Source organism: Micromonospora sp. I033, assembly GCF_053890995.1.
In genome coordinates this window covers 18,291-31,808 of the sequence record NZ_JBSSLX010000056.1, presented here as the reverse complement: position 1 = coordinate 31,808, position 13,518 = coordinate 18,291, and the positions used below count along the sequence as shown (strand labels likewise).

Annotated in this window: 13 protein-coding genes; 2 read left to right on the top strand and 11 right to left on the bottom strand. The window is 72.4% G+C overall.

What is annotated here, in order from left to right; translation table 11 throughout:
* The 8 genes from ACW0Q9_RS12590 to paaA all read right to left on the bottom strand — a co-directional run.
* Positions 1 to 940: cell wall anchor protein (locus ACW0Q9_RS12590; protein WP_456180810.1), on the bottom strand; the 940-nt coding region annotated here is incomplete at its 3' end.
* Positions 941 to 1,267: 327 nt separating this feature from the next.
* On the bottom strand, positions 1,268 to 2,458 hold the full coding sequence (gene mqnC, locus ACW0Q9_RS12585) for a cyclic dehypoxanthinyl futalosine synthase (protein WP_456180808.1): 1,191 nt from the start codon (positions 2,456 to 2,458) through the stop codon (positions 1,268 to 1,270).
* A gap of 149 nt (positions 2,459 to 2,607) precedes the next feature.
* Positions 2,608 to 4,422, bottom strand: coding sequence for an FG-GAP-like repeat-containing protein (locus ACW0Q9_RS12580; protein ID WP_456180806.1), 1,815 nt, complete (start codon positions 4,420 to 4,422; stop codon positions 2,608 to 2,610).
* Positions 4,423 to 4,628: 206 nt separating this feature from the next.
* Positions 4,629 to 5,738, bottom strand: coding sequence for a 1,2-phenylacetyl-CoA epoxidase subunit PaaE (paaE, locus tag ACW0Q9_RS12575; protein ID WP_456180804.1), 1,110 nt, complete (start codon positions 5,736 to 5,738; stop codon positions 4,629 to 4,631).
* Positions 5,735 to 6,211 carry a 1,2-phenylacetyl-CoA epoxidase subunit PaaD gene (gene paaD / locus ACW0Q9_RS12570; protein WP_456180802.1) on the bottom strand — a complete coding sequence of 159 codons (477 nt, stop codon included), beginning with the start codon at positions 6,209 to 6,211 and terminating at the stop codon, positions 5,735 to 5,737. The genes paaE and paaD overlap by 4 nt, the downstream gene beginning before the upstream one ends.
* Entirely contained in the window at positions 6,208 to 6,936 is a 729-nt protein-coding gene (paaC, locus tag ACW0Q9_RS12565; RefSeq protein ID WP_456180800.1) for a 1,2-phenylacetyl-CoA epoxidase subunit PaaC, read from the bottom strand. Before paaC ends, paaD begins: the two co-directional genes overlap by 4 nt.
* Positions 6,933 to 7,220 carry a 1,2-phenylacetyl-CoA epoxidase subunit PaaB gene (paaB, locus tag ACW0Q9_RS12560; RefSeq protein ID WP_456180798.1) on the bottom strand — a complete coding sequence of 96 codons (288 nt, stop codon included), beginning with the start codon at positions 7,218 to 7,220 and terminating at the stop codon, positions 6,933 to 6,935. Before paaB ends, paaC begins: the two co-directional genes overlap by 4 nt.
* On the bottom strand, positions 7,217 to 8,281 hold the full coding sequence (paaA, locus tag ACW0Q9_RS12555; protein WP_456180796.1) for a 1,2-phenylacetyl-CoA epoxidase subunit PaaA: 1,065 nt from the start codon (positions 8,279 to 8,281) through the stop codon (positions 7,217 to 7,219). Before paaA ends, paaB begins: the two co-directional genes overlap by 4 nt.
* A 372-nt stretch (positions 8,282 to 8,653) precedes the next feature.
* Between paaA and ACW0Q9_RS12550 the strand changes: the two genes are divergently transcribed.
* Together ACW0Q9_RS12550 and ACW0Q9_RS12545 are read left to right on the top strand one after the other, a co-directional pair.
* Entirely contained in the window at positions 8,654 to 9,610 is a 957-nt protein-coding gene (locus ACW0Q9_RS12550) for a hypothetical protein (RefSeq protein ID WP_456180794.1), read from the top strand.
* Positions 9,610 to 10,542 (top strand): hypothetical protein, encoded by a 933-nt coding sequence (locus ACW0Q9_RS12545; protein ID WP_456180792.1) that lies wholly within the window; start codon positions 9,610 to 9,612, stop codon positions 10,540 to 10,542. The genes ACW0Q9_RS12550 and ACW0Q9_RS12545 overlap by 1 nt, the downstream gene beginning before the upstream one ends.
* A gap of 8 nt (positions 10,543 to 10,550) precedes the next feature.
* Here the strand turns inward: ACW0Q9_RS12545 and ACW0Q9_RS12540 are convergent, their stop codons facing one another.
* The 3 genes from ACW0Q9_RS12540 to ACW0Q9_RS12530 are packed head-to-tail and all read right to left on the bottom strand — an operon-like array spanning position 10,551 to position 13,338.
* Entirely contained in the window at positions 10,551 to 11,402 is an 852-nt protein-coding gene (locus ACW0Q9_RS12540) for a menaquinone biosynthetic enzyme MqnA/MqnD family protein (protein WP_456180790.1), read from the bottom strand.
* Positions 11,403 to 11,435: 33 nt separating this feature from the next.
* Complete coding sequence (locus ACW0Q9_RS12535) at positions 11,436 to 12,713, bottom strand: MFS transporter (RefSeq protein WP_456180788.1); 1,278 nt, start codon at positions 12,711 to 12,713, stop codon at positions 11,436 to 11,438.
* Positions 12,714 to 12,756: 43 nt separating this feature from the next.
* The gene (locus tag ACW0Q9_RS12530) at positions 12,757 to 13,338 is read right to left on the bottom strand and encodes an ArsR/SmtB family transcription factor (RefSeq protein ID WP_456180786.1); all 582 of its coding nucleotides are present in this window, start codon (positions 13,336 to 13,338) and stop codon (positions 12,757 to 12,759) included.
* Positions 13,339 to 13,518 lie beyond the last annotated feature (180 nt).

Genomic DNA, 13,518 nt, shown 5'->3' with positions numbered 1-13,518 from the left:
CGTCGACCTCGGCGAAGGTGCGCCGCTGCGCCGGACCGGCGGCCCTGGGCGCCTCCTCCGGCGCACCCTCGGCACCGTCCAACCCGTACGCGAAGAGGTCTCCCTCGTGCAGCACCGGCTCGGTGACGTCGGCGCCGACCCGGACCGTGACGGCCGCCGTGTAGTACTGGGCCGGCTGGATCACCGCACCGTCGTCCTCGCAGAGCGCCTGGGCCCTGCCCAGGATCTCCTGCCGCAGGCAGCCCTCCGGCAGGTCCACGAAGTCGACTCCGGCCGGCAGGGTGAGGCCGTAGAAGACGCCGGTGGCCGGACGGCTGCCGTCGTTGTAGACCGCCCAGTCCAGCGGCACCGTCACGCCACGGCGGACCGGCTTCAGGTCCGGCTCGGCCTGCCCGGCGCCGTCGACCACCACGTTGTCCTGGATGTCCTGCACCCAGGCGGTGAGGTCGTAGCCGGGCGCGGTGACCTGGACCGGCACCTCGACGATGTCGTCGGCCGTGTTCGGCTGCGGGCTGCGGGTGCTCACGCCGACGGTCAGCACACCGCCGTTGCCCCTGCCGCCGGTGCTGAACAGCGGGATGCCGAAGTCCTCGCTGGTGCCGGCCGGCAGGTCACCCAGCAGGCAGTCGTAGAACTGGCCGGACACGACCCGGCAACCGTCCGGCACCAGGTAGCCCACACGGTTCAGCTTGAGGTCGTCGACCTTGACCCGGACGCTGACGTCCTTCGCCTCGGCCGTGCCGACGTTGGTCACGGTGAACTTGAACGGCTTTGCCTGGGCGGCCTCGACACCCTTGGCCAGGCTGGTGCTGATCGGGGCGAGCACGAGGTCGGGCAGGTCGGCCGCCCGGGCCGGCGTGCCGGCGGCGGTCAGCGCGCCGACGGCGAGCAGGGCAACGGCGCCGGCGCGCGCCAGCGGTGAGCGGTAGGTGAAGGTCATGGATCCCCCGGGGTAAGGGACGTGCCAGTTGGTTGCGGAACGAACGGACGCTACCGGAGCGACGTCGAGGCGCGCCAGAACCCCATCGATGAGTTCCGTCCGTCCTCACCGGAACGCAGACAGCAGGGGCGGGATGGTGACCCATCCCGCCCCTGCTGCCGTGCGTTTATGTGAACGACCCTCGCGGGCCGATGGAGGACGACCGTCAGGCGGACGACGACAGCGTAACCGCGGATGTCGCCGCGCGGGTCGAGGTCGCGCTGGTCGCCGCCGTCCTGTTATCTGGCAGGTCGGCGACCCGATCGGCGGTGCCGGAAGGAACCGGGGTCAGTTGGCCTCGACCAGCGGAAGCGACTTCCCCACCCCGCCGCCCGGCAGGGCGATCGAGGAGAAGTGCGAGACCACCCGGTCGTCGCTCGGGTCGTCGGCCGGAGTCATGTGCACCGCGAGCCGGTTGTAGAGCGTGTCCCGCTGGGCCGGGATCCGGTCGGCGGTGCGGATCATCGAGATCAGCTCGTGCAGGTTCGAGCGGTGCCGGGCGCCGGCCGAGGAGATGACGTTCTCCTCCAGCATGATCGAGCCGAGGTCGTCCACCCCCATGTGCAGGGCGAGCTGACCGACGTCCTTGCCGGTGGTCAGCCAGGACGCCTGCAGGTGCGGCACCGTCTCGAAGAAGAGCCGGGCCACCGCGACCAGCCGCAGGTATTCCAGGGTGGTCGCCTGGGTGCGGCCCTTGAGGTGGTTGTTCTCCGGCTGGTACGTCCACGGGATGAACGCGCGGAAGCCGCCGGTGCGGTCCTGCACGTCGCGGATCATCCGCAGGTGCTCGATCCGCTCGGCGTGGGTCTCGCCGGTGCCCATCATCATGGTCGCGGTCGACTCGAGCCCCTGGCGGTGCGCCAGCTCCATGACCTCCAGCCACCGCGCGCCCGACTCCTTGAGCGGGGCGATCGCCTTGCGCGGCCGGTCCGGCAGCATCTCGGCGCCGGCGCCGGCGATCGAGTCCAGCCCGGCGGCCTTGATCCGGGCGATCGCCTCGTCCAGGCTCACCCCGGAGACCTTGGCCATGTGCAGGATCTCGCTCGGGCCGATCGAGTGGATGGCGAGCTGCGGGTACGCCTGCTTGACCGCGGAGAACAGCTCCTCGTAGTACTCCACGCCGTAGTCCGGGTGGTGGCCGCCCTGGAGCATGACCTGGGTGGCGCCCAGCTCGACCGCCTCGCCGCAGCGGCGCAGGATCTCCTCGGTCGGGTGGGTCCAGCCCTCCTTGTGCTTGGGGGCCCGGTAGAAGGCGCAGAACTTGCACGCCGTCACGCAGACGTTCGTGTAGTTGATGTTGCGGTCGATCAGGTACGTGACGATGTTGTCCGGGTAGCGCCGGCGGCGCACCGCGTCCGCCGCCTCGCCCAGCGCGTGGAAGGGCGCCTCGGTGTAGAGCAGCAGGGCCTCCTCGGGCGTGATCCGCCCGCCGTCCGCGCCACGCTGCAGGATGTCGTCGATCTCCCGGCTCACCGTCACGCCATCGAGGGTACGTCGGCCCGCTCGGCGGCTCACCACAGCCACCCCGCTCGGCTCTCGGCGCCGCGTACGGGGTGGCCGGGGTCACCCGAAGAGGTCCGGCCCCACCCTCGTCGGAGGGTGGGGCCGGACGCGCATGGTGGATCGGGTCAGAAGATGCGCGGGATGCTGGTGGAGCTCCAGCCGCTGCCGACGTTCGACTGGCTCGTGACGTAGAGCTGGTAGTCGGCGGTCAGGTCACCGGTGGACCGGAAGCCGAGCATCGTCCCGTCCGGGTTCTGCCCGACGAGGTCGGTCCGACCGTCCCCGGAGAAGTCGCCCACCAGGATCCGGGGGCGGTTCGCCGTGGTCCAGCTCGTACCCACGTACGGGTACGGCCCGGGGAAGGTGAGCCCACTGCCGGCCAGGGCGCCGGTCGACCGGTACGCCCGCAGCCGGCCGTCGGCCAGCTGGCCCACCAGGTCAGTGATGCCGTCGCCGTCCACGTCCGCGGGCAGGATGCGCGGGAAGGAACTGCTCCGCCAGCCCGTGCCGACCACCTTCGCCTGGTCCGTCGCCGGGAAGAGCCGGTTGTCGGCGGAGAGGTCCCCGCTCGACGGGTAGCCCTTCATCGTGCCGTCCGCGTACTGAGCGATCAGGTCGGTGCGGCCGTCGCCGTTGAAGTCGCCGGGCAGGAGGCGCGGCACGGCCGTCGTGGTGAAGCCGGCGCCGACGGTGCGGGCGGCGCCGGCGAAGAGCCGGGCGTCGGCCGAGAGGTCACCCGTGGACCTGAACACCCGCAGCGTCCCGTCGAGCAACTGCCCGAGCAGGTCCGTCTTCCCGTCACCGTCGAAGTCCCCCGGGACGACCCGCGGAAGGGACGAGGTGGTGAAGCCCGTACCCACCTTGGCGGTGGCCCCCGCGAAGAGCTTGTAGTCGGCGGACACGTCTCCCGTCGACGCCCAGGCCGTGAGCGTGCCGTCGGAGATTCCCCCGATGATGTCCGTCCTGCCGTCACCGGTGAAGTCGCCGATGAGCACCCGCGGACGGTTGGCCGCCGTCCAGCTCGTGCCGACGTAGGGCCACGGCCCCGGGAAGAGCGGGGCCGTGCCGGACAGGTCACCGCTGGACCGGTAGGCCCGCAGCCGGCCGTCGGCCAGCTGGGCGAGCACGTCGGTGCGGCAGTCGCCGGTCCAGTCGCCCAGCAGCACGACGCTCGCCTGGTCGCCCTGACCGGCGGTTCCGCCGCCCGCGTTGCAGTTGGAGACGCTGTTCTGCCGGATCCAGCCGGCCAGGTCGTCGGTGCGCGTCTCGATCGCGTTCCGGCGGGTGTCCGTCTCGGCCAGGCAGCCGCCCTGCCAGGAGGTGTCGTGCACCGCGACCAGTTCCGGACTGCCGCCGACCATCCGGACGGTGGGACCGCCGGCGTCTCCCTTGCAGGTCGTCGGACCGGCGCTGTCCTGGCTGGTGATGTCGAGCGCGGTCGCCGTCACCGCGGCCGCGGAGACGGCGACCCCGTGCAGCTTGTCCGGCACCCACTCGGTGGCCGTGCGGCCGAAGCCCAGCGCCTGGAAGGTCTCGCCCTGGGTCGGCGCGGTGGCGCCGAGTGCGACAGGAGTGACCCCGGCCGCCGGCGCGGCGAGGCGCACGAGGGCGAGGTTGCGATCCGGATGCGGCACCACCCGGTTGACCCGGCGCACGTGACCGGTGCCCGTGCTCAGGTCCAGCCGGCCCACGGTCACCGTGGTCGGCCGGGCCGGATCCCCGGTCACCACCGGAGCCCCGGCGTCACTCACGCACGACTTGGCCGTGAGCACCCACTGCGGCGCCACCAGGGCCCCGCTGCACGCGCGCACGTCGTCGAAGGCCACCCGGGCCACGAAGCCGAACGCCGGGTCGGTGACCGACGTGCCGCCGCTGACCGCCCGGGCCGGCGCACCGGTGACCAGCCCTGCCCCGGCCAGGATCACAACCCCTGCCAGCACCGCCTGTCGGCGTTGTCTCCGCCGTAGCTGTCGACTCAATCCACTGCCCCGTTCAATGATGAACGCCGTGTCCGGTGGCCGGACGCGGCGCACGAACCCGCTCGCCGGATGCGCGGGAACCCGCGACACTCCGGCGTCAGGCGATGACGGATGGCAATATAGTTGATCGACTAATCGTGCGCTGCCCCGTGCGAGCAGGCGGTCGATCAGGCGTCGTAGTCGACCGTCAGCTTGTCGGTGACCGGGCTGGACTGGCAGGTGAGCACGTAGCCGGCGGCCACCTCGTCCGGCTCCAGGGCGTAGTTGCGGGCCATGGTCACCTCGCCGGAGACCACCTTGGCCTTGCAGGTCGAGCAGACGCCGCCCTTGCAGGCGTACGGCAGCTCGCCGCGGACCTTGAGCGCGGCGTCCAGCACCCGCTCGTCGCGGCCCATGGTGAAGCTCGACGAACGCCCGTCCAGCACGATCGTCACCTCGGCGCCGGTGCCGGGCTGGTCGGTCGGGCGGCGGACCGGCTCCGGCGGGGCGTCGACGTGGAACAGCTCGGTGTGCACCGCCGGGTCGGGCACACCCCGGCCGGCCAGCACCGCCTTGGCGTCCACCACCATCCCGTACGGGCCGCAGAGGAACCACTCCTCGATCACCTCGCCGGGGACGACGGTGTCGAGCAGCCGGGCCAGCCGGTCGGCGTCGATGCGCCCGGAGAGCAGCGCCGACTCGCCCATCTCGCGGGAGAGCACGTGCACCAGGTGCAGCCGGGTGGGCCACCGGTCCTTCAGGTCGGCCAGCTCCTCGGCGAACATCACGGTGTTCGCCGTGCGGTTGCCGTACACCAGGGTGAAGGTGCTGGCCGGCTCGACGGCCAGCGCGGTCGCGACCAGCGAGAGCACCGGGGTGACGCCGGAGCCGGCGACCACCGCGCCGTAGTGGCGGACGCGGTCCGGGGCGAACGCGGAGGTGAAGTGCCCGAGCGGGGGCAGCACCTCGACGACGTCGCCGCCGCGCAGCGCGCCGCAGGCGTAGGCGGAGAAGGCGCCGCCCGGGACCTCGCGCACGCCGATCCGCAGGCGGCCGTGCCGGGCCAGCTCGTCGGGCGTGGAGCAGATCGAGTACGACCGTCGCACGTCCGCGCCGTCCGCCCCGACCCGCCGGACCGTGAGGTGCTGCCCGGCGGAGAACGCGAAGGTCTCCCGCAGCTCCTCGGGCACGGCGAAGGTGATCGCCACGGCGTCGTCGGTGAGCCGGTCGACGGCGGCGACGTGCAGCGGGTGGAAGACCGGCCGGCGACGGACCGGACGGGTGATCGTGACAGTCACAGCGCCTTCAGGTGGTCGAAGGGTTCGGAGCAGGAGCGGCAGCGCCACAGGGCCTTGCACGCGGTGGAGCCGAACCGGCTGACCTGCTCGGTCTCCGGGGAACCGCAGCGCGGGCAGCGGACGGCCAGGGTCAGCGGGACGACGCCGCCCCGCTCGGCGGGCGCGGGTGGGGCGATGCCGGCGGCCGCCAGCTTGGCGCGGCCGCGCTCCGAGATCCAGTCGGTGCTCCACGCCGGGGCGTACACCGTGCGGACCTCGGCGTCCGGGTGGCCGGCCGCGGCGAGCGCCCGGCGGATGTCCGCCCGGATCACGTCCATGGCCGGGCAGCCCGTGTAGGTGGGGGTGATGGTGACCACGACCCGGCCGGTGGCCGGGTCCTCGTCGACCGACCGCAGGATGCCCAGCTCGTCGATGGTGATGACCCGGATCTCCGGGTCCACCACCGCCGCCACGGCCGCCCTGGGATCACTCACCAGCGGGCTCCGGGGTGGGCGCGGTGCAGCACCTGCATCTCGGCCAGCAGGTAGGAGAGGTGTTCGGTGTGGACGCCGTCCCGGCCGCCGCCCGGGGCCCAGCCGTCGGCCGGCCGGGTCAGCGTCGCCTCGTCGAGCACCGTCGACACGACGGCGTCGAAGTCGGCCCGCAGGGTGGCCGGGTCGACCGGCGCCGCCGGGTCCGCGGTGAACAGTTCGTGGGTGTACGGCCACACCTGGTCGACCGCGTCCTGCATGCGCCGGTGCGACTCCTCCGTGCCGTCGCCGAGCCGCTTCACCCAGAGCGAGGCGTGGTCCAGGTGGTACGCGGACTCCTTGCGGGCCTTCGCCCCGATCGCGGCCAGCCGCTCGTCGGCGCACCCGCTCAGCGCGGTGTAGAGCGGGAGCTGGTAGGCGGCCAGGAGGAACAGCTTCGCCATGGTCACGCCGAAGTCGCCGTTGGGCAGCTCGACCAGGAGGCAGTTGCGGAACTCCCGGTCGCCGCGCAGGTAGGCCAGCGCGTCCTCGTCCCGGCCGGCGCCCTCCAGCTCGCCCGCGTACGTGAGCAGCAGGCGGGCCGCGCCGAGCTGGTCGAGGGCGATGTTGGCCAGCGCGATGTCCTCCTCCATCTCCGGCGCGCGGGAGGTCCACTCGCCGAGCCGCTGCGCGGCGATCAGCGCGTCGTCGCCGAGGGCGAGGGTGAAGTCGAACAGGCGCTCGCTCACAGGTGCGCCACCCCGTCCGGCACCTCGTAGAAGGTGGGGTGGCGGTAGACCTTGTCGGCGGCCGGGTCGAAGAAGGCGTCCTTCTCGTCCGGGCTGGACGCGGTGATCGCGCCCGCCGGCACCACCCAGATCGAGACGCCCTCCTGGCGCCGGGTGTAGAGGTCCCGGGCGTTGCGCAGGGCCAGCTCGGCGTCGGGGGCGTGCAGGCTGCCGACGTGGGTGTGCGACAGCCCGCGCCGCGCCCGCACGAAGACCTCCCAGAGAGGGGAATGATCCTTGCTCACGCCGCCACCTTCTCCTTGCTGTTCCGCTTCGCCGCGTACGCCGCGGCGGCCTCCCGCACCCAGGCGCCCTCGGCGTGGGCCCGGCGCCGGTGCTCCATCCGCTGCCGGTTGCACGGCCCGTCGCCCTTGATCACCCGCATCAGCTCGTCGTAGTCGGGCTGGGTGTAGTCGTAGCACTGCCGCTGCTCGTTCCAGCGCAGGTCCGGGTCGGGGATGGTGAGCCCGAGGATCTCCGCCTGCTGCACGCACATGTCGACGAAGCGCTGGCGCAGCTCGTCGTTGGAGAAGCGCTTGATCTTCCAGGCCATCGACTGGGCGCTGTGCGTCGAGTCGCCGTCCGGCGGGCCGAACATGGCCAGCGACGGGTACCACCAACGGTCCACCGCGTCCTGGGCCATCGCCTTCTGCTCCGGGGTGCCGTGGGCCAGCGTGTGCAGGATCTCGTACCCCTGGCGCTGGTGGAACGACTCCTCCTTGCAGACCCGGATCATGGCGCGGGCGTAGGGGCCGTAGGAGCAGCGGCAGAGCGGCACCTGGTTGACGATCGCCGCGCCGTCCACCAGCCAGCCGATCGCGCCCACGTCGGCCCAGGTCAGAGTCGGGTAGTTGAAGATCGAGCTGTACTTCTGCCGGCCCTCGATCAGCAGCTCGACCAGCTCGTCCCGGCTGACCCCGAGCGTCTCCGCCGCGGCGTAGAGGTAGAGACCGTGGCCGGCCTCGTCCTGCACCTTGGCCAGCAGGATCGCCTTGCGCTTGAGCGAGGGGGCCCGGCTGATCCAGTTCCCCTCCGGCTGCATCCCGATGATCTCGGAGTGCGCGTGCTGGGCGATCTGCCGGATCAGCGTCTTGCGGTACGCCTCCGGCATCCAGTCGCGCGGCTCGATCTTCTGGTCGGCGTCGATCACGTCCGCGAAGTACGCCGCGAAGTCCTCGTCCGGTGCCGGTCCGCCACGCCGGGCGCGCGCCGCCGCCTCGCGCAGCGCGGCCTCCGCCGCCTCCACCTCGCCGAGCAGGCCGCCGCCCGGGCCGTCCTCGGGCGGGGCGAAGTCGTTGCCATACATGAGGCCAGTGTTACAGCTCGCGCCCGATGACACCAGAGGGTGTAACAGGTTTCCGAATCCACCTTGTGTCACCGGGTGACCGCTTCCAGTGACGACGCCTGACCTGCGCAAAGCTTGTGACGTCGACCACCCGACGAAGATGAATCCTCCCAAGAGCGGCATAGCGGCCTAATATCCCGCCTTCACGGCGAGTTGCCGGGCGTCGGGATCTGGCATACGGCCGGTCCGGAAGTAGACTTCGCCCGGCACACCGATCGGCTGCCGACGATCGCCACCGGCTCCAGGCCATCTCCCCCGGCCTCGGCGATCAGGCCGAAACACATTCGGAAAGCGCCGGTCCCCCCGGCCAGACAATCTGGAGTTCACCCACTCATGCGACCTCGCGTGACCATGGTGCTCGCCATCGCGGCGGTCCTCCTCGGCGGCGTCATGCTGGTTCCCGCCGCGTACGCCAAGTTCTCCGGCGGCGACGGCATCGGCGGCATCGGCGGCGGCGTGCCCCAGGTGCCCGCGCCCGCACCGACCGCGCCCCCGGAGCCGACGCTGGCCGCCGGTCCGGTCTCGGTGAACTTCAAGGGCAAGTTCTTCTCCTGGGCGCTGATGGACCGGAAGACCGGGAAGATCAGCGGCGCGCCGAACATGGCGTCGACCAACTCGACCGAGTCGATGATCAAGGCGTGGATCGTCTCCGACTACCTGCGCGAGCTGGACGGCAAGCCGCTCAGCGCGACGCGGAAGAAGCAGGCCGAGACCGCCATCCGGGACAGCAACGACATCTCCGCCGAGGCGCTCTACAACGCCGGCGGGCGCAAGCCGGTGCTGGACCGGCTCATCAAGATGTGCAAGCTGACCGACACGAAGATTGAACCCACCCGGGCCAAGTGGGCGTACACCCAGATGTCGCCCCGCGACGCGGTGCGCATGGGCGACTGCATCGGTGACGGCACCGCCGCCGGGCCGAAGTGGACGAAGTGGGTGTTGAACGAGATGGCGCACGTGCGCGGCAGCGTCAAGGACCAGAAGTCCACGGCCGTCCAGGGCGGCCACTGGGGCATCGTCGACGGCCTGCCCGCCTCGATCACGTCCCAGGGACCGGTCAGCATCAAGAACGGCTTCACCATGCTCTGGGCCGACGGTCAGTGGCACGTCAACTGCCTCGCGGTGGCCGACGACTGGACCCTGGCCGTGATGATGCGTTACCCCGGCGCCGGCGACCCGAAGACCCCCTCCTACGGCGCGAAGGTCTGCGCCAGCGTCGCCACCCAGCTGGTGACCCCGCAGCCGGGCGCCGCCCTCAAGGTGCCGCAGCAGCCGGTCGGGAAGCTCTGATGGCGGGCAACCGGCGCCGGCCGGGCAGTGACCACCGTCCGCTCACGTACAGCGCGGTCGCCGTGATCCTGGTCGGTCTGGTGCTCGTCTCGCTCAGGTTCGTGCCGGGCTCGCCCCTGCGTCCCACGGCCGGCTCGCCGTCGACCGCGGCGGGCGCGCGGTCCTCGAACACTCCCACCGATCGCAACGCCCGGCCCGAGCCGTCCCCGTCGCCCTCGCTGGAGCCGCTGCCGTTCGCCGCCCAGGACCTCAGCGACCTGGACATCAAGGGCTGGTACTCCTGGAGCGTGCTGGACAAGCGGACCGGCGCGATCATCGGCTCGAAGAACATGAACGAGACCAGCACCACCGCCTCGCTGATCAAGTCCTGGATCGTGGCCGACTACCTGCGGCGGACGGCCGACGCCGGGCAGACGCCGAGCGAGGCGAAGCTGGACGACGCCACGCAGATCATCCGGGACAGCGACAACACCCGGGCCGAGCAGTTCTACAACAGCGTCGGCCGGTCCGCCTCGATCAAGCGGCTGATCCAGATGTGCGACCTGACCGACAGCAAGGTGGCCAGCGACGGCGGCTGGAGCCGGACCCAGCTGTCCCCCCGGGACACCGCCCGGCTCGGGCTCTGCATCGACGACGGCCGCGCGGCCGGCCCGAAGTGGACCAAGTGGCTGCTGAACGAGATGCGGCTGGTCCGCGGGGTCGGCGACTTCGGCATCCGCAAGGCGTTCCCGGCCACGGTGCGGAAGACCATCGCCATCAAGAACGGCTGGATCGACCGGCAGAAGGAGCAGGAGATGCACATCAACTGCCTGGCGATCGGCGACACCTGGACGATGGGCGTGATGGTCCGCTACCCCATCGACATGGGTTACGACTACGGCATGGACAACTGCGAGAAGATCACCGAGGCGCTCCTCCGCCCGGCGACCTGACCCGCGCCTCAGCCCTGGAAGAACTCGGGACCGCCCGCCGGCAGCGCCGGGGCCTCGCCGATCGCCGCGGCGCGGCGGGCGAACTCGCGCAGGCCGGCCACCTGCCGTTCGCCGAGGGAGAAGTCGAGGGTGCGGAAGTAGGTGGCCAGGGTCGCCGCGTCGAACGGCTCCCAGCGGGCCCCGGCCTCGGCCACCTGATCCAGCTCGGCCAGGCACAGGTCACGCGAGCGCAGGAACGCCCCGTGCACCTCCTTGACCAGGCCGGGGTGGGCGGCGGCGAAGTCGCGGCGGACCGCCCAGACGGCGAAGACCATCGGCAGCCCGGTCCACTCGCGCCAGGCCTGCCCGAGGTCGGTCACCGCCAGACCCTTGCGGGGGGCCTCGTAGAGCGCGCGCAGCGCCACGTCGCCGATCACCACTCCGGCGTCGGCCTCCAGCAGCATCTGGGTCAGGTCCGGGGGGCAGCGGAAGTAGTCGGGGCGCACCCCGTACCGCTCCGCCAGCAGGAGCTGGGCCAGCAGCACCCCGGTGCGCGAGGTGGAGCCGAGCGCCACCCGGGCGCCGTCCAGCTCTTCGAGGGGCCGGGTGGAGACCACGTTGACCGAGAGCACCGGGCCGTCGCTGCCGACCGCGAGGTCCGGCAGGAGCAGCAGCTCGTCGGCGTTCCGCAGGTATTCCACCTGCGAGATCGGGCCGATGTCCAGGTCACCGGCGACCAGCGCCGCGTTCAGCCGGTCCGGCGAGTCCTTGTGCAGGTCGACGTCGATCAGCGCGCCGGACCGCATCAGCCCCCAGTAGATCGGCAGGCAGTTGAGGAACTGGATGTGTCCCACCCGGGGGCGGGCGATACGGTCGGCCATGACCCGACGGTATCGCCGTCGGACCGGCCCGGCTCAGCGGGAGGGGGTCGGAGTGGCCAACTCCGCACGCCGCTCCCGGCCGATCCCGGCGGCGGGCCGGGCGGCGCGCTCGGCGCGTACCGCCCGCCACACGGGCCAGGCCGCCGCGACGACCACCAGCACCCCGGCCACCCCGCAGCCGGCGACCAGCGGCCGGGGCGCGGCCACCTCCAGCAGCAGGCCGCCGATCAGGTAGCCGGCCATCCCGGCGCCCTGGGCGGCCGCCCCGAAGACCGCGAAGGCCCGGCCCCGGGCCGACTCGGGCACCCGCCGGGCCAGCAGCAGGTTGTTGAAGACGTTGTCGCCGCCGTTGCCGACCCCGCCGACCAGCCAGATCGGCACGAGCAGCCAGGCCGACGGCACCGCGGCCGAGGCGAGCACCGCCAGGCAGCAGCCGCCGAGCAGGACCAGCCCGGCGCCGAGCAGCGCGCCGTCGTCGGTGAGCCGGCGGGCGAGCCGGGCGAACAGCCAGCCGCCGAGCACGATGCCCAGCGGCCAGGCGCCGGTGACCAGGCCGTAGACCGTGGTGGAGCTGTGCAGGGTCTCGCGGATGAAGAAGACCTCGATGACGTTGATGGCGCCGACCGCGGCGATCACCGCGGCGAGGCTGCCCACCATGACCACCAGCAGCGGGTCCCGGCGGAACCGCCAGGCGGGCGGCGGGGTGGCCGCGCCGGCGGCCGCCGCGGTGGACCGCCGGCCACCCCGTCGGGTACGGATGAGCAGCCCGGCCGCCACCAGCGCGAGGTAGCTGACGGCGTCGACGAGCAGCGGCACCCGGGTGCCGAACTGCCCGACGAGCAGCCCGGCCAGCGCCGGCCCGGCGAGCGCGCCCAGGGTGCCGGCGGTCTGGTTCAGCGCGCCGGCCCGGGGCAGGTCCTCGGCCCGGACCATGACCGGCACCAGCGCCGCGAGCACCGGCTGGGTGACCGCGAGCCCGGCGGCGAGCAGCGCGACCAGCGCGATGACCAGGGCCGGGTGCCCGGCGTACGCGAGCGCCAGGCAGATCGCGGCCTGGCCGAGCCCGGCGGTCACCAGCAGCACCCGGCTGTCCACCCGGTCGGCCAGCCGACCGGTCAGCGGGGCGAGCGCCACCAGCGGCAGCGTGGCGGCGAGCAGCAGCCCGGAGACGGCGAGCCCACCGGCCCCGGCCGACTGGAGCGCCAGGGTCAGCGCGCTCGCCGCGAGGAAGTCCCCGCAGCTGGAGACGCCCCGGGCGGCGGTGGCGAGCCAGACGTCGGACCAGCGCGACGGGCCAGATGCGAAGGACATATTTCGAAAATAATCCTTCATACCTGGTCCGCACAACCCCCGGTCAGTCGATGGGCAGCGCCCGATACTGCACGGCGACCGTGCGGGCCCCCTCCGGTGGATCGGTCCGCAGCCGCCGCCGGTAGGGGTCCAGCAGCGCCTGGATCGCCTGGTTCAGCGCGGTCAGCTCCTCCGCCGTGACCTGGAGCAGGCTGTCGCTGAACCAGGCCGCCCGATACCAGTCGCCGGGCTCGTCCGGGGCCCGGCGGATCCAGTCCCGGGCACGCTGGCTGTCCCGGGCCAGGTGCGCGTCGACCAGGGCCAGCTCGGCGGCACGCGCCTCGGAGTCGGCGTCCTGCCCGGACTCGACCGTGTAGGACGGGCTGAACGCCCGCCAGACCCGCTCCCGGGCGTCCCCCCGGCTCGGGGCCTCCTCGATGAGGCCGAACTTCGCCAGCTCCCGGAGGTGGTAGCTGGTCGCGCTCGGCGAGAGCCCGGCGATCTCGGCGCACTCGGTGGCGGTCGCACCGCCCTCCACCGTGCTGAGATGCTCCATGATCGCCATGCGGGCCGGGTGGGCCAGGGCCCGCATCACCTGCGGGTCGCTGATCGTCACCCGGCGCTGCTCCGGCCGCGCCTCGGTCATGCCACCCATGATTCCGCGCCGGCCGGCACCCGGGGAAATTCGATTGCCCGCCGCGCCGACCGGAGTAGGCTGCTCTCTCCCGCCTGACGGCCGTGGTGAGTAGCACCGCACAGGACGTCCCCGCGCCGACCCGAGGTCGGAAACGCGAGCGGCAGCGTTGTTCCCCGTGACGAGGAGTAC